General features: G+C 45.3%; 11 protein-coding genes and 2 tRNA genes. 7 read left to right on the top strand and 6 right to left on the bottom strand.

Features of this window, described 5'->3' with window-relative positions; all coding sequences use genetic code 11:
• Window positions 1–76: 76 nt before the first annotated feature.
• The 3 genes from IM475_RS21475 (at window position 77) to IM475_RS21465 (ending at window position 2,091) form a co-directional block, all read left to right on the top strand.
• Window positions 77–313, top strand: coding sequence for a hypothetical protein (locus IM475_RS21475; RefSeq protein WP_043997914.1), 237 nt, complete (start codon window positions 77–79; stop codon window positions 311–313).
• A gap of 82 nt (window positions 314–395) precedes the next feature.
• On the top strand, window positions 396–1,559 hold the full coding sequence (locus tag IM475_RS21470; protein ID WP_287729068.1) for a GuaB3 family IMP dehydrogenase-related protein: 1,164 nt from the start codon (window positions 396–398) through the stop codon (window positions 1,557–1,559).
• 190 nt (window positions 1,560–1,749) lie between these two features.
• Window positions 1,750–2,091, top strand: a complete 342-nt coding sequence (locus IM475_RS21465; RefSeq protein WP_002792971.1) for a DUF760 domain-containing protein — start codon at window positions 1,750–1,752, stop codon at window positions 2,089–2,091.
• A 118-nt stretch (window positions 2,092–2,209) separates the two neighbouring features.
• On the opposite strand, the gene IM475_RS21460 is transcribed toward IM475_RS21465, so the two are convergent.
• The 3 genes from IM475_RS21460 to pedR form a co-directional block, all read right to left on the bottom strand.
• A complete protein-coding gene (locus IM475_RS21460; protein ID WP_287729067.1) occupies window positions 2,210–4,063 on the bottom strand; it encodes a hypothetical protein in 1,854 nt (617 codons plus the stop codon).
• A 367-nt stretch (window positions 4,064–4,430) separates the two neighbouring features.
• Window positions 4,431–4,982, bottom strand: coding sequence for a TolB family protein (locus tag IM475_RS21455; RefSeq protein WP_287729066.1), 552 nt, complete (start codon window positions 4,980–4,982; stop codon window positions 4,431–4,433).
• The gene (gene pedR, locus IM475_RS21450) at window positions 4,966–5,247 is read right to left on the bottom strand and encodes a photosynthetic electron transport-dependent transcriptional regulator PedR (RefSeq protein WP_002754772.1); all 282 of its coding nucleotides are present in this window, start codon (window positions 5,245–5,247) and stop codon (window positions 4,966–4,968) included. The genes IM475_RS21455 and pedR overlap by 17 nt, the downstream gene beginning before the upstream one ends.
• Window positions 5,248–5,850: 603 nt before the next feature.
• On the opposite strand from pedR, the gene hisA reads away from it, so the two are divergent.
• Window positions 5,851–6,612 (top strand): 1-(5-phosphoribosyl)-5-[(5-phosphoribosylamino)methylideneamino]imidazole-4-carboxamide isomerase, encoded by a 762-nt coding sequence (hisA, locus tag IM475_RS21445; protein ID WP_287729065.1) that lies wholly within the window; start codon window positions 5,851–5,853, stop codon window positions 6,610–6,612.
• Here hisA and IM475_RS21440 read toward each other — a convergent pair.
• The 3 genes from IM475_RS21440 to IM475_RS21430 all read right to left on the bottom strand — a co-directional run bounded on the left by IM475_RS21440 (window position 6,609) and on the right by IM475_RS21430 (window position 12,426).
• Window positions 6,609–8,378: a beta-barrel domain-containing protein gene (locus IM475_RS21440; RefSeq protein WP_287729064.1), complete on the bottom strand. Its 1,770-nt coding sequence runs from the start codon at window positions 8,376–8,378 to the stop codon at window positions 6,609–6,611. The two genes, hisA and IM475_RS21440, sit on opposite strands and share 4 nt — an antisense overlap.
• 189 nt (window positions 8,379–8,567) lie before the next feature.
• A complete protein-coding gene (locus tag IM475_RS21435) occupies window positions 8,568–11,561 on the bottom strand; it encodes a peptidase domain-containing ABC transporter (protein ID WP_287660053.1) in 2,994 nt (997 codons plus the stop codon).
• 76 nt (window positions 11,562–11,637) lie between these two features.
• On the bottom strand, window positions 11,638–12,426 hold the full coding sequence (locus IM475_RS21430; protein WP_287729063.1) for a peptidylprolyl isomerase: 789 nt from the start codon (window positions 12,424–12,426) through the stop codon (window positions 11,638–11,640).
• A gap of 420 nt (window positions 12,427–12,846) precedes the next feature.
• Here IM475_RS21430 and IM475_RS21425 point away from each other — a divergent pair.
• The 3 genes from IM475_RS21425 to IM475_RS21415 all read left to right on the top strand — a co-directional run bounded on the left by IM475_RS21425 (window position 12,847) and on the right by IM475_RS21415 (window position 13,668).
• A tRNA-Ser gene (locus IM475_RS21425) sits at window positions 12,847–12,931 on the top strand.
• A 107-nt stretch (window positions 12,932–13,038) separates the two neighbouring features.
• Window positions 13,039–13,554, top strand: a complete 516-nt coding sequence (locus IM475_RS21420; RefSeq protein WP_287660051.1) for a GNAT family N-acetyltransferase — start codon at window positions 13,039–13,041, stop codon at window positions 13,552–13,554.
• 40 nt (window positions 13,555–13,594) lie between these two features.
• A tRNA-Pro gene (locus IM475_RS21415) sits at window positions 13,595–13,668 on the top strand.
• The last annotated feature ends 332 nt before the right edge of the window (window positions 13,669–14,000 follow it).

Raw genomic sequence — 14,000 nt, 5'->3', positions numbered from 1 at the left:
AACGGTTCAGTATCTAACCCTCTGCCAATTGCCTCGGTTGATTCCTATCCAAATCAGGTAATTTTAGTTGTTCGCCATGGAAATCTGGATTATTTTACGTTTTTCAATCGCCGCTGCCATTATCGCTTTAGTTTGCTGGTCTTTAGCCAGTGCCGTGCGCGATAGTTGGCAAGTTGCCCGACGGATGCACTCCATCCCTTGCTCCCACTGCCGCTACTTTACCAACGATTATCGCCTCAAATGTAGTGTACAACCCAGGAGCGCCAACACCGAACAAGCGATCGACTGCGGTGATTATTTTCCCGGGGCCTAGTCGGCCATAATACCGAAAAGCTTTTCCAGATGGTGCGAAATTTGCTAGTCTAGGCTAAATAGGTCTGAAATAGTATAGAAACGTGGATACAATTATTGGTCGGGGCAAAACAGCCCGTAGAGCTTACGGTATCGATGAAATCGCACTTGTACCCGGAGTGCGAACCCTCGATCCTAGTTTAGCCGATACCCGTTGGTCTCTCGGCAATATCGAGCGGGAAATCCCGATTATCGCCAGCGCTATGGATGGGGTGGTGGATACTAGAATGGCCGTCCTTCTCTCCGAGTTGGGGGCGCTAGGGGTACTAAACCTCGAAGGTATTCAAACTCGTTACGAGGATCCTAACCCGATTCTTGATCGCATTACCGCAGTCGGCAAATCAGAATTCGTCGGTTTAATGCAGGAACTCTACGCAGAACCGATTAAACCGCAACTAATCGAGCTTCGTATCCAAGAAATTCAAGAAAAAGGCGGTATTGCGGCAGTTAGCCTCACCCCTGCCGGTGCCGTCAAATACGGTGCTATCGTTGCCCAAGCAGCGGCCGATATTCTCTTTGTCCAAGCAACCGTCGTTTCCACTGCCCATTTATCCCCGGAAGCTATCACCCCCCTCGATTTAGTGCAACTGTGCCAAGAAATGCCCATTCCCGTGGTTTTGGGTAACTGCGTCACCTACGAAGTCGCCCTTAACCTGATGAAAACTGGGGCAGCCGGGGTTTTAGTCGGTATCGGTCCGGGGGCCGCCTGTACTTCTCGCGGCGTTTTAGGAGTGGGAGTTCCCCAGGCCACTGCTGTGGCCGATTGTGCCGCCGCTAGGGACGATTTTTTCCAGGAAACCGGTAAATACGTCCCCGTTATTGCCGATGGCGGCATTATTACCGGCGGTGATATCTGCAAATGTATCGCCTGTGGTGCTGACGCGGTGATGATTGGTTCCCCCATTGCCCGGTCCTTGGAGGCCCCCGGCCGCGGTTTTCACTGGGGTATGGCCACACCTAGTCCGGTTCTACCCCGGGGAACCCGAATTAGTGTGGGCAGTACCGGAACTATTGCCGAAATCCTCGTTGGACCGGCAAAATTAGATGATGGTACTCATAACCTCTTGGGGGCGCTGAAAACCAGTATGGGAACTTTGGGTGCTAAGAACTTAAAGGAAATGCAACAGGTGGAAGTGGTGATTGCCCCCTCGCTGCTGACGGAGGGTAAAGTCTATCAAAAGGCCCAGCATTTAGGTATGGGTAAATAAAAGTTATCAGTGAACAGTGATCGGTTATCATCAGTGTTAAGTTTTTGATTTGTGCTGGAGATGGGTTTTTTGCTTGGTATGACCATCCCCTTCAGGTTCGGTTCTACCGACTGCCACTATCTCAAAAAACTGTTAAATTGGAAGAACCAAAAGGATAGTTTATAAAAAAATTGAGTTAAGGAGATCAAAGGTGTATAGAGAAAACGATCGCCCTCACAATTTATTCGGTACCGATAGTGAATTTTCCGAGAGTTTGTGGCAGTATGTCCAGACCTTAAGTCCAGAAACAATCGCCCAACTCTCGAAACCGGAGTCCCAAGAGGTTTTCCAAGTGATGGAACGCAACATTATCGGACTTTTGGGCAACCTTCCTTCCGAACATTTCGGTGTCACTATCAGTACCAGTCGCGAACATCTGGGCCGGTTATTGGCCTCAGCAATGATGAGTGGTTACTTTCTCCGCAATGCTGAACAGAGAATGAATTTTGAAAAATCCCTCGCTACTCTCCAGAGCGGTTCCAGCGATTTTTAAAGTTGATCGGTAGTTAGTTTGAAAGAGAAAAAGAAGCAATCAGATTTTAGTTACAAGATAACTTTGATCTGACTAATAACTGATAACTAATAACTGATAACTGATAACTGATAACTGATTAAAGACAATTTTGCTGCCAGATTAGCTCTTTTTCGATTCCCTGTTTTTCTCCGGGGGGTACAGTTCTTTCCCGCATAATATAAAGTTGCAGGGATTTAATCTGTTGATCACTACTGTGCTGCTGATTCCAGTTTTGACAGAGATAATGACCAAACTCTCCATAAACTGACCGACCAATAGCTCGATCAAGATTAATAAAATATTGTCGCCACTGCATGGTTTTATACAAGCGATTGCGATCGCTATCCGTGGGTTTATCCCAAATTACCGGCTGTCCTTCTCTAAATAAATCTACCGTGGAACCATCGGCTAATTGACTGACTGCCACAAACCAAGCATCATCGCGAGGCGGACCAGGGGCAAAAATAGTCCAATATTGGTCTAAACGGGTAACTCTTGCCAAAATATCAATTGTATTAAAAGTACGACGGGTGAGCAAGCGATCGAGGGATTGAACTAAAGGTGTATTTAAATCACCCCTATCGACCGATTGCCGGACAAAACTGCGTAAATTCCAGATACTGGTCAACAATAAGAAGAAAATTACCAAAATATTTAAAGGTAAAGAGGATTTAATCGTCAGGGGACGAAACTTGAAAGGTTTGGTGAAATTGCCCATAAAACGACGATGGGAGGCAATCCACTCATAAATTCTCGTTCCCAAGACCATGAGGGGCGGTAAACGCAAAATTGGCGCTAAAAACCAGAAAATTGGCGAAAGACTGACAACATAAACCAATGCTGACCATTTAAACCAGCGTTTTCCCTGCCAATCTTCCACCACCCAAGAATTTTGGGCCACCATATCCTCGTATATTGAGGGGTTATCCTGAGCGACTAACAGGGGAGTGCCAGGTAAAATAAGAAAAGTGCGGAGAAGATGAACAACTTTTTTGCAAAATCCACAATCTCGATCATAATTAATCCTTAAACCTTCTCTTTCTGGGGTTATAATCCGTTTTTGTCCCCAATCCCAGACAAGACTAGGGATGATGGGCAACCAATGGGTAATACTCAAAAACGGGAAAATTCCCAGATGAAAACTGAGACCAAAACCGATATGTAAGAGAATAAACGAAAGAATAGCGACTATTTTGAAGAAACTATTGCGAAAGGGGATAAAAATTAGCAGTGGACCCACCCATTCAAAGATTAACGCTGAAAAGGTGAGGATTTCTAGTAATTGTGGCGGTAAAGATAGTAAAAAACCGGCAAAAGCAGTACCGTATTGATCGTAACTGAGAGAGTAATAAACGGCTGTACCATCGGGCCACCAAGTCTCACTTTTGGTTTTAAAGGCCGCTGACCACATATAGATGTAACACACCTGTATCATAAAAGCCACCGTGGCAGCCGAAACCACACGCTTGGGTAGGGGGTTGGGATTGGTGTTTAAGGCACTTTCCACGGAATAACAGGCACCGAGGGGTAAAAACATCGCCCAGAATAATACTGCCCGGATTACGTCATCGGCGGCAAATAGTAACAGGGGGTTACGATGATGTAAAGAGACGATTAGCGCCCAAGTGGCGATCGTGGCTAAACGGGTATGATAGCCAATTAAAAGCAATAATGCGATCGCTATAGCCAGAATAAACAGGATACTCTGCACCAGTACCGAGTCACTGAGAGCAAAAATCGACCAGTAAAAAGGACTAGCAGAGACTTTCGATAAGCTTTCTAGGGGTAAAACCCCTAATTCGCTGTAATGGGCAGTTACTTGGCTAAAACGAACCGATAAATCTACTAAAACCACTAACGCCAAGGCAATGCGAAATAAAGCCAGCGATCGCAGGTCAAACCCGAAAATCTCTGCCAGTCTTTGTCTAAATGATTTTGTCATTATCGCCATAGGATGATGATTGCCTCCATTTCTTAAATAAACCTACTTTATAGCAAGTAAAAAGGCCAAAGGCAAAAGAAAGCTGTCGGCCTTGTCAGTTATCAGTTATCAGTTATCAGTTTTGAGTATTAAGTGAGCAGTATGTATTGAGTTTGCATCATCAAATGGCACTAACAGTGCTGTCTTTTTACGGCTCTCTCATTCTTTGTGTGATCAGTTTAACTTACTATAGAAGCGATCAATCTTTGTGTCCTCTGTGTCTGGAGTGGTTCCTTCCACTCGCTCGCCGGCAGGACTGTATCTTAGAATACATTTTACCCACCAAACCTAAGAGAGCCTTTTCACTGATCAGTGATTGCTGATCACTGATTACTGATTATCGGGACGGGGAAGAATTAATCGGGGGTAAAGAAGGAGAAAATTCGCCACCTCGATCGAATATTTCCAGATTCCATTGACCAAAACGATTACTTTCAAAAGCAATAAAACGACCGTTACCACTAATCGTCGGACGACGCACTTCTCCTAAAATATTTTCGGTGATATTTTTTGCTTGTAGAGTTTGTCGATCATAAATATAGATATCGGGTTTACCGGACTGTTCCGACACATAAACAATATAGCGACCATCGGCACTAATATCCGGTTGATCTTGATAGGTTTTTGCTTGATTTAACCCAGGTAGGGGAACTAAACGATTAGCCACTCGATCGAATAAATAAATCGTTCGTTGACCCCTGCGATCGGAGGCAAAGACCAGATAACGACCATCGTAGTTAAAACGGGGATTATCTTCAGAGGAAGGGGTATTTAAAGTATTTCCTAAAATCTGTTGGGGAGGGGTGACAAAACCCGCATCACTACATCCCCCCAGACTGATGATATTAACCGCAAGCAAAAGTCCCAGAAGTTTAGGAAACCTGATCATCGGTCGGCACCGGGGAAGGAAGGATACAACAATTAATATCATCCAGACAAACTTTACCCCAATGCAATGCCCAACGCACCAATTCCACCCGATTATCGGTTTTTGTTTTTGTCAAGATATTACTAATATGATTATCGACGGTACGCTTACTAATCTCTAGCTTTTCCGAGATTTCTTGATTAGTTAAACCATTAGCCACCAAATCGAGTATTTCTAGCTCTCGATCGGATAATGAAGCGGCTGTTTGAAACTTCCCAGCAGACATGAGTATAATTCCTCTAGTATATCTACTTATCATTCTAGAAGAAATTTTTCTCCTAGGAATCGATAATCAGTAATCAGTGATCAGTAATCAGTGAAAATACAGCACTGTTACTGCCATTTGATGATGCACACTTAATACATACTGCTCACTTAATACTCAAAACCTGACAGGGGGACAAGCTGGCTGAACTCCTTACAGCACAAGCTTTTTGGAGTGTTCGAGCAAAAAAGTTCGATGCAGCTGATCCCCCGTTGTTGATAAAGATTTCTAGTGGATTGTTTCAGCTAATTTGGTGTATTAGAAAAATGCTAGAAATTCTATAATCTAAGACTTTAAGCCGAAATCTATTGCCCTATTTTAGATGAAACAGTCCACTAGTAAGTTCGCCCAAATCCCTGATTCTCTCGTTAGCTTTTTGGCTGAAAGCGATCTATCTGTTTGTAACTGAGGAGTCTCAAAACTTTTACGGACAATGCTTTGAGAGGGGTTGTTCCCCTGTCAGACTCAAAACTGATCACCGATCACCGATCACTGATCACTGACAAGGCTGACGGCTGGTACTATATAATAAAAAACGCTCCTTAGTTAGATATTGAGAAAAACATGGAAGTTATCCCCGCTATTGATATTCTCGATGGCAAATGTGTGCGACTTTATCAGGGAGATTACCAACAATCCCAGGTTTTTAACGATAATCCCGCAATAGTGGCGCGAGAATGGGTCAATCAGGGGGCAACCAGATTACATTTAGTTGATTTGGATGGAGCCAAAGAGGGTAAATCGATTAATTTGTCAACTATTGAAACAATTCTTAATGATATTGCCATTCCCGTACAGGTGGGGGGTGGACTGCGGGATCTAGAAACGGTGAGTAATCTCCTAAAAATCGGGGTAGAAAAGGCGATTTTAGGGACAGTAGCCGTAGAAAAGCCAGAATTAGTCAGCGAACTTTGTCAAAGCTTTCCGGGGCAAATAATTGTCGGTATTGATGCTCGCGATGGCAAAGTAGCCACCAGGGGTTGGTTAGAAACTTCCGAGGTAGCGGCGATCGCTCTTGGTCAAGATATGGCAAAAAGAGGAGCCAGCACGATTATCTACACTGATATTCATCGAGATGGCACGCTTTCGGGCCCTAATCTCGCCGCTTTGCGAGAATTAGCCGAATCTGTCGACATTCCCGTGATCGCATCTGGGGGCATTAGTTCCCTGACAGACCTACTGAGTTTATTGTCTTTGGAGCCTTTAGGAGTAACGGGAGTAATCGTGGGCCGCGCTCTTTATACCGGTGCAGTTAACCTCTCGGAAGCGATTAGTGCGATCGGATCGGGCCGTTGGCAGGATCTACCCCCGAATTTTTTCGCTTAACGGACTTGTTTGAGAGTATCCACCTGTTTATTGAACATATCGGTAAATAGTCCCAAAACGGTGCGATTTTCATTGACTTTGATGTTCACGCTCACGGACATCCCCGATTGCAGCGGTAGAGTAGATTTATCTTTCAAAACTAAATCTTGACTGTTCAAGCGTACCCGGACGGGGAACCGATAAAAACGGTGAGTTTCGTCGGGAGGTAAAGCATCGGAACCGATCGAGATTACTTCTCCTTTAATATCGCCGTATTCACTGTAGGAAAAGGAATCAATGCGAATATCGGCTTTTTGTCCCACGCGCACAAAACCGATGTCTTGGTTAGTCACGTCCACCTCTGCCACTAAACAACCTTTAGCGGCATCTTTGACCTCGGTAGGACAGCCATCGGGAACAAGTTTTAATAATGCTTCCGCTTGACTTGGTTGGGGAACAAACCCTGGCCGCGCCTTGAGATCAAAGACCACACCATCAATCGGGGCGGTAATTTTTTGATATTTAATCGTCTGTTGTGCTTGACTAATTTGACTGTCTAGTTCAGCAATACGCTTGTTATTATCAATGATAACGCGACTGATCTGACTATCGATTTCAGCGATCCGTTTGTAATTGTCCGCCATTTTATCGCGCACATCTTTTTCCGTGATTACTGTGGTATTAATCAGCTTTTCTCCCGCTTGGGAGATCAACAGGGAATAACGCTTTTCTTCCTCTTCCAAACGGGAAATTTCGGCGATGCGGGTTTGTACTTCTTTCTCTTGTTTTTCTCGATCGATTTTGCCGTTAGCTTCTTGCTGCTGCAATTCATTTTGACGGTCAGTGACCGACTGTTTTTGCTTGTTGATCTGATAACGAGCGATCGCACCTTCATCCCCCAAGGGTTCAATATCCTTAAGAATATTACGCTCGATATCCAAGCTTTCTTGGCCCTGCTTCATCGAATTGGCATTACGAGTTTTAATTTCTTCTAAGACTAAACGATCTTTGATTAATTGCGAGCGGGCATCGGCCAACTGTACCCTGGTTTGGGCCAATTGTTTTTCTAATTGTTCCATTTCCAATCTAGCGGCCGCTTGTCGAGAATTGGCCTCCCGTTGGGCCGCCTCTAAACGGGCTAATTGATCCCCCTGTAAAGCAGCGCTAGAGGCACCTTCATTGACCTGTGCTTGATAAAGTTGATTTTCTGCCACCAAAGCGGCACGATTACGGGCTAAATCGGCGATTTCACTCGGTAATTTTAATTGAGCGATCGAACTCTCCACTTGTGCCGGTGTCAGATCCTGCGCCATTAGGAGACGATAGAATTGATTTTCCTTCTCAGCGCTGGTGCGAATTTTTCTCAAGGATTCTAACTGCACTTGCGAGGCACTGGAATCCATTAAAACCAGTACATCACCTTTGTTAACTCGATCGCCGTCTTTAACTTTCACGAACTGTACTACCCCGTTCACCGGTGCTTGTACTTCTTGCACTTTGCCCTGGGGTTTAAGTTGCCCTTGGGCACCCACCACCTGCTCGATTTTGGCGAACGCTGACCAAATTAAAGCGGCAGTGGTGACACTCATTAATGTCCAGATAATCGTCCGCGACCAAATGGGTGATTGTTTCAGGATCACCGATTGTTCTGGTGGGCTGAAAGTGGGTAAAGAAGGGGTAATACTTTTATTTTTCGTGGTAGTGGCCACGTTTTTACCCGCTTGGGTCAGTTCATCGCTTTTACCGTTGCCGTTGCCGTTTTGACCGTTGTTAGAATTACCGTTCATGGGGATTCTCCTATATTTATTTGGGTGTTAGGGGTTGGGGGTTGGGGAGAGGAAATTATGAATTATGAATTATGAATTATGAATTGGGGAGAGGGTAGTGGGGTAGTGGGGATCATAAATAAAGACAATCTCCTGACTACCGGCTCCTGACTCCTGTCTCCTGACTCCTGACTCCTGTCTCCCGACTGACTAGATTTGCGAATCCTGTTGTTTATAGAGAGTATAGTAAAGGCCTTTTTTGGCCATTAATTCCTCGTGGGTGCCTTCCTCCGCTACTGTCCCCTTATCCATCATGACAATAATATCGGCGGATTTGATCGAAGCTAAACGATGGGTAATAAAGAAGACCGTATGATCCTTGAAAGCTTCTTTGAGATTCAGGCACACTTGCCGTTCGGTGTTATAGTCGAGGGCGCTGGTGGCCTCATCAAGAATGAGAATTTGCGGTCTTTGCAGGACGGAACGAGCGATCGCAACCCGTTGTCGTTGTCCCCCCGATAGGGATGCCCCCCGTTCACCGACGCGGGTATTATAGCCATTAGGCAGGGTCATAATAAATTCGTGGGCTGCCGCCGTTTTCGCTGCCGAGACAATTTCCTCCACAGTCGCATCGGGGTTAGTCAGGGCGATATTTTCCTGTACCGTACCGTCAAATAATAGGGTTTCTTGGGGAACCATGCCGATTTGACGACGGAGGGAATAGAGTTCCACTTTGTTGATATCGTAGCCATCGATGAGAATCCGTCCCGATTCTGGTTCGTAGAGACGGGCTAATAGTTTAGTAATGGTACTTTTCCCGGCGCCACTTTCCCCCACCAAAGCGACAAAAGTACCGGCGGGGAATTCTAAATTGACGTTGTATAGTTGCAGGGGTCCGTGGGGATTGAAGCGGAAAGCGAGGTTTTCGTAGGTGACGGCGCCTTTAATTAAGGGCATGGGGATATTTTGGCGATCGAGTTCCGCTTCTTGGGGAGTATCGACGATATCGGCTAATCTTTCCAGCGATAAGCCGGTTTCTTGGAAGTTTTGCCAGAGTTGGGTCAAACGCAGAATCGGCGAGGTAACGTAGGAAGCGATAATCCGGAAGGCGATTAATTGACCAAGAGTGAGTTTTCCGTCTAAAACTAGGGCTGCTCCTACCCACAGCACTAATAAACCCGATAATTGGTTAAAGAAGTGACTAAAGGAACCGGCCAAAGTTGAGGTCATTACCGTTTGAAAACCTTCGGCCACATAGCGTGCATAACGTTCTTGCCACTGCCAACGGGAACGCAATTCGATATTCTGTGCTTTTACTGTTTGGATTCCCGTCATCACCTCTACGAGATAGGATTGGGTTTCGGCGTTTCGTTCGGCTTTTGCTCGCAGTTGTCGCCGCACGATCGGTGCGAAAATAGCTGTGGAGAGAACTAAAATCGGCACGACTCCCAGGGCCCAAACGGTTAGAATCGGGCTATAGATCAACATAACCACGATGTATATAACCGAGAAAATGGCATCTAACACCACCGTCAGGGCTGTCCCCGTTAAAAACTGCCGAATATTCTCTAATTCGTTGATTCTGGTCGAAATTTCCCCCACCGGCCGCCGTTCAAAGTATTTCAGCGGTAAGCGCAGCAAGTGATCGATAATTTCTGAACCGAGGGTCATGTCGATGCGGTTAGTGGTATCGACAAAAAGGGATGTCCTCAAAAAGGTTAAAATTCCCTCAAAAACGGCAATTACTAAGAGGAAAATCCCGAGGGTATTCAAGGTTTCTGGGCTATTCTGCACGATCACTTTATCAATGATCACCTGAATCATCAAGGGATTGGCCAGGGCAAATAACTGGACGAAGAAAGAAGCGATAAAAACTTCTATTAAGACTCGTTTATGTTTCTTGACAGAAGGCCAAAACCATGATAGGCCAAAACGCTGTTGCTGGGTGTGTTTGGTGGGTTTGAGCAGGACTACTTCTCCTTTTTCGCCCCAAGATTCCAGAAATTCGCTGGTTTTGCGTTTAATTATCCCCCGTTCGGGAACGGCGATCGTGGTTTCCCGTTGATTAATTTCGTAGAGGATAACGATGGTGTCTTGCCAGCGAATTAGGGCAGGAGGGTTGATATTGGGCAAGGAAGAAGCATTTAGGGGTACTAATTGGCTATCGAGTCCCACTACCTCAGCCACAGCCCCACACAGAGGTAGGGAAAGGCTGCCGGTTCTTTGCAGTTGATCCCCTAGGATGCGTTGGATCACGTCCTTGCGAAAGGGGATATTAAAATATTTGCAGAGCATCTGAAAACAGGCACTCACCGCCTCTAGTTCCGTTTTTCCCCCGAAAAACGGATAGGGTTTCCGGTTTTTCTGAACAGTTTTTTCAAGGTCGATATCGCTGGTGATGTCGCTTATTCTTCCTTGGGGGATATCTAATACCTGGGTAGGTTTATTTCCCTTGATGACTTGGGTTTCTAGGATATCATCCGTTTCTGTTGCTGCGGCCGCTTCGGTTGCAACTGTCAGGAATTCGTCTAACTGGTCGCAACGCGCTCGCTCCGCGAGATCGGAGGAAAGACCTAATAAGCGGGTGTTAGTCGGATTGTTCTGGGTGATAACTGTGCCGATAGGATAATTATCGGTATTTTCGCTGACTAACCAGAGATAATCATCGTTAATCTGGTTGTAGGACACACAAGCTTTGTTTAAAAGAGCCTGAGCAATTTCTTTCAGGTCCCCCCCACCCCAGGCCTGTTGATTAAGATAGGAGCCTAGGGTCGCATAAACTTCAGCGATCGAGGTTTGTTCAAAGAAATATTGCTTAAATTCCGGGTAATTATTGATTAAAGACCAAAAATCCTCTTCTTTTAAGGTTAAACAGATCGTGACTTCCGAAGAAGCGATCACCGTTTCACAGGGGGTAGCGCGCAGCAGACTGATCCACCCGAATAAATCTCCTGGCTGCAATTTAGCCAAAGTAACCGGCAACGGATTGTTGACCCTAGCATCGTAACCCAAAAGTCTGGCCTCTCCCTCGTAGAGAAGGACGAGGTGAGAGGGTAAGCGATCGCACTTGAGTATCGCATTGCCCATCTCATAGCGAAAGGGTTGTAATTTCTGGCCCAGAGAACGTCTAACCTCGACGGGCAGACGATCGAAGGGCTGTACGGTCTCCAGAAAGGCGGTAAAATCTAAAGTGGTATAACTCATTGGCTAGGCGAAAATTGACTAGGTTGGCAAATAATTAGGCGAAAAGACTGGGTTTACCCAGTGTTGCGAGGAAATGCTATATAATAATCGATACCTGCTCGCCATTGACCGGGGCTTGCCCTGAGCTTTGTCGAAGGGTTGATTCGGAGATAAATTTTACTGTTTGCATTTGAGTCATTAACCATTGTTGGAATAAATCATTGCGTAAGCGTTGGCGGGTGGGAGGATCCAGTTCACAGGATAAATATTTTTCCAGTCGGACAATCACCACCCATTCTCCCACTTGCGTCGGTGGCCACACTTGCCCCGGTTTACTTGCTTTGAGAATTTGCCCGATCTGGGGATGGGGGGCGCTCAGTTCCACAGGTCCGATTAGTCCTCCGGTTTCCGCTTCTGAGCCTTGGGAGTATTTTGTGGCTAGTTCAGCGAAGCTATTTTCTCGATCCTGTATCCGGAAAAATAGTTCTTGGGCAATGCCGAGATTTTTTGTCCGAATCAGCGAATAAACCACCTTATCCAATTGATTTTTGACTTGCAAGAAGTAGGACTCTACTTTGTTATCCCAAGTCTCCTGTTTAAATTTTTCTAATTTAATGTCCCGAAGAATTAGATATTCTAGTTGTTCGGAATCCATCCCGTTTTGTTGTAACCAAGATTTCATTTGCTCATCGTTGGCAATTTGATTATTTTGATAGAAACGGGAATAGGCCGCGTTTCTTTCTTCGGGATTGCAGGTGATATTGGCGATCGCTTGCTCGATAATTACTTCCCGGATTAACTGGGGTAACATACCATATTTTGCCAAAAGAGGCAAGACCTGTGACTCGCTAATTTTTTGGTCGCCGATTTCAATAATTGAACTCATAATAAATACATTTTCCTCACAGAAAGGTTTAAAACTATCAACTCTAGGAGCTTCTAAATTTTATTGAGGTGATTATACGTCAAAAGAGCGATTTCAAGGTATTCCCCCCCATTCTAATTTGAGTTTTCCCCCGTGAAAGCCGAAAATTACAGAAATTAAAGGAATAAGTCGGTCATCCAGGCGGGGGTGGGGAGGGGAATTGGTTCGGCCTAGGCCTCCCCAAAAATCCTGCTCAGAAACCCCTAATCACACCACTAATTGACTAGAATAGACTTCTTGCAGAAGTGGGGGAAGGGGGAAAGGGGAAATTTTAACCTTTAACCCTTAAGCTTATAATATGCACCCCTTTTCCCTACATTTGCAGAAAATTTTTTGATTTATGCAAGAGATCTAATGATATGATATAGGTCTAGCTGCCTTGGAGAGGTGGCAGAGTGGTCGATCGCGCTCGACTTGAAATCGAGTAACCAGCAATGGTTCGTGGGTTCAAATCCCACCCTCTCCGTACTCAACCAATCAAATTTGGACTCAGGTTGCCCGATTGTTCGTAGAGGGGAGAAAATAAAATATACTAGGCTAAAAGGACAATATTGAGGCAGTAGCCCCCCTGGCATGGTTTTTTGGAAAAGATTGTTTAATAGCTCGGAAGTCACTACATCTCCTGACTATTCGGGAGACTTGGTAGAGGTTGCCCAGAATGACCTCGGACAGACGCGAGTGTTTTTTAGTACCGATCGAGAGCTAGATCTATATGAGTTAGAAGAACTTTGTGACTCGGTGGGTTGGGCCCGTCGTCCTTTACGCAAAGTTAAAAAGGCGATCGAATGTAGTTTTTTAGTGGTGTCGATGTGGGAAGTGCGAGGTAATCGCCGTCGTTTAGTGGGTTTTGCCCGTGCCACTTCCGATCACGCTTTTAATGCTACAGTCTGGGATGTGGTTGTTCATCCTCACTATCAAAGTAAAGGCTTTGGTAAAGCATTAATGAAATTTATAATCAGGAAGTTGCGGGGTGAGGATATCAGTAATATAACTCTTTTCGCCGATCCACAGGTGGTGGATTTCTATCGTCGTCTCGGTTTTGTTCTCGATCCCGAAGGTATCAAAGGGATGTTTTGGTATCCCGATTAAGAATGCGGCTCTTAGGCTATACTAAAAAAGGAGTTTGTTTCGGGATGTAGCGCAGCTTGGTAGCGCGCCTGCTTTGGGAGCAGGATGCCGCAGGTTCAAATCCTGTCATCCCGACTTGAGAGAAAATTCTTCAAATCTTAACTTTGTCTCCTTTCCGGTTGACAAAAAATGCTGCCTTCTTTTACTGCCAAACTCAGGTGATACCAAATCCGTTGAGTATAGGCTACTTAGGGTTTGCGGCAAAAAGTTTTTCGTGGGGTGTGGGGTGTGGGGTGTGGGGTGTGGGGTGTAGGGTTTTACCGATGTTGAGGGGGTCAATTACCTAATTTTCAGGGAAAAAGTCCCTGAATTTTCCCCCCGATCACTCCCATATTTGCTACTTTTTGATTGACAAAAAGTCTAAAAGTCTTACCCAACAAGGTTTTTAGATTTATTCAGCAAGCTCT

It is taken from the genome of Microcystis sp. M061S2 (assembly GCF_020245605.1).
GTDB lineage: Bacteria > Cyanobacteriota > Cyanobacteriia > Cyanobacteriales > Microcystaceae > Microcystis.
The sequence above is the reverse complement of the archived record's forward strand: the minus strand, read 5'-3'. Positions and strand labels throughout refer to the sequence as shown.

Coding starts and splice junctions, on each gene's coding strand:
- IM475_RS21475 (WP_043997914.1), top strand. CDS start 77: ATGGAAATCTGGATTATTTTACGTTTTTCAATCGCCGCTGCCATTATC.
- IM475_RS21460 (WP_287729067.1), bottom strand. CDS start 4,063: ATGGCGATAATGACAAAATCATTTAGACAAAGACTGGCAGAGATTTTC.
- IM475_RS21455 (WP_287729066.1), bottom strand. CDS start 4,982: ATGATCAGGTTTCCTAAACTTCTGGGACTTTTGCTTGCGGTTAATATC.
- pedR (WP_002754772.1), bottom strand. CDS start 5,247: ATGTCTGCTGGGAAGTTTCAAACAGCCGCTTCATTATCCGATCGAGAG.
- hisA (WP_287729065.1), top strand. CDS start 5,851: ATGGAAGTTATCCCCGCTATTGATATTCTCGATGGCAAATGTGTGCGA.
- IM475_RS21440 (WP_287729064.1), bottom strand. CDS start 8,378: ATGAACGGTAATTCTAACAACGGTCAAAACGGCAACGGCAACGGTAAA.
- IM475_RS21435 (WP_287660053.1), bottom strand. CDS start 11,561: ATGAGTTATACCACTTTAGATTTTACCGCCTTTCTGGAGACCGTACAG.
- IM475_RS21430 (WP_287729063.1), bottom strand. CDS start 12,426: ATGAGTTCAATTATTGAAATCGGCGACCAAAAAATTAGCGAGTCACAG.
- IM475_RS21420 (WP_287660051.1), top strand. CDS start 13,039: ATGGTTTTTTGGAAAAGATTGTTTAATAGCTCGGAAGTCACTACATCT.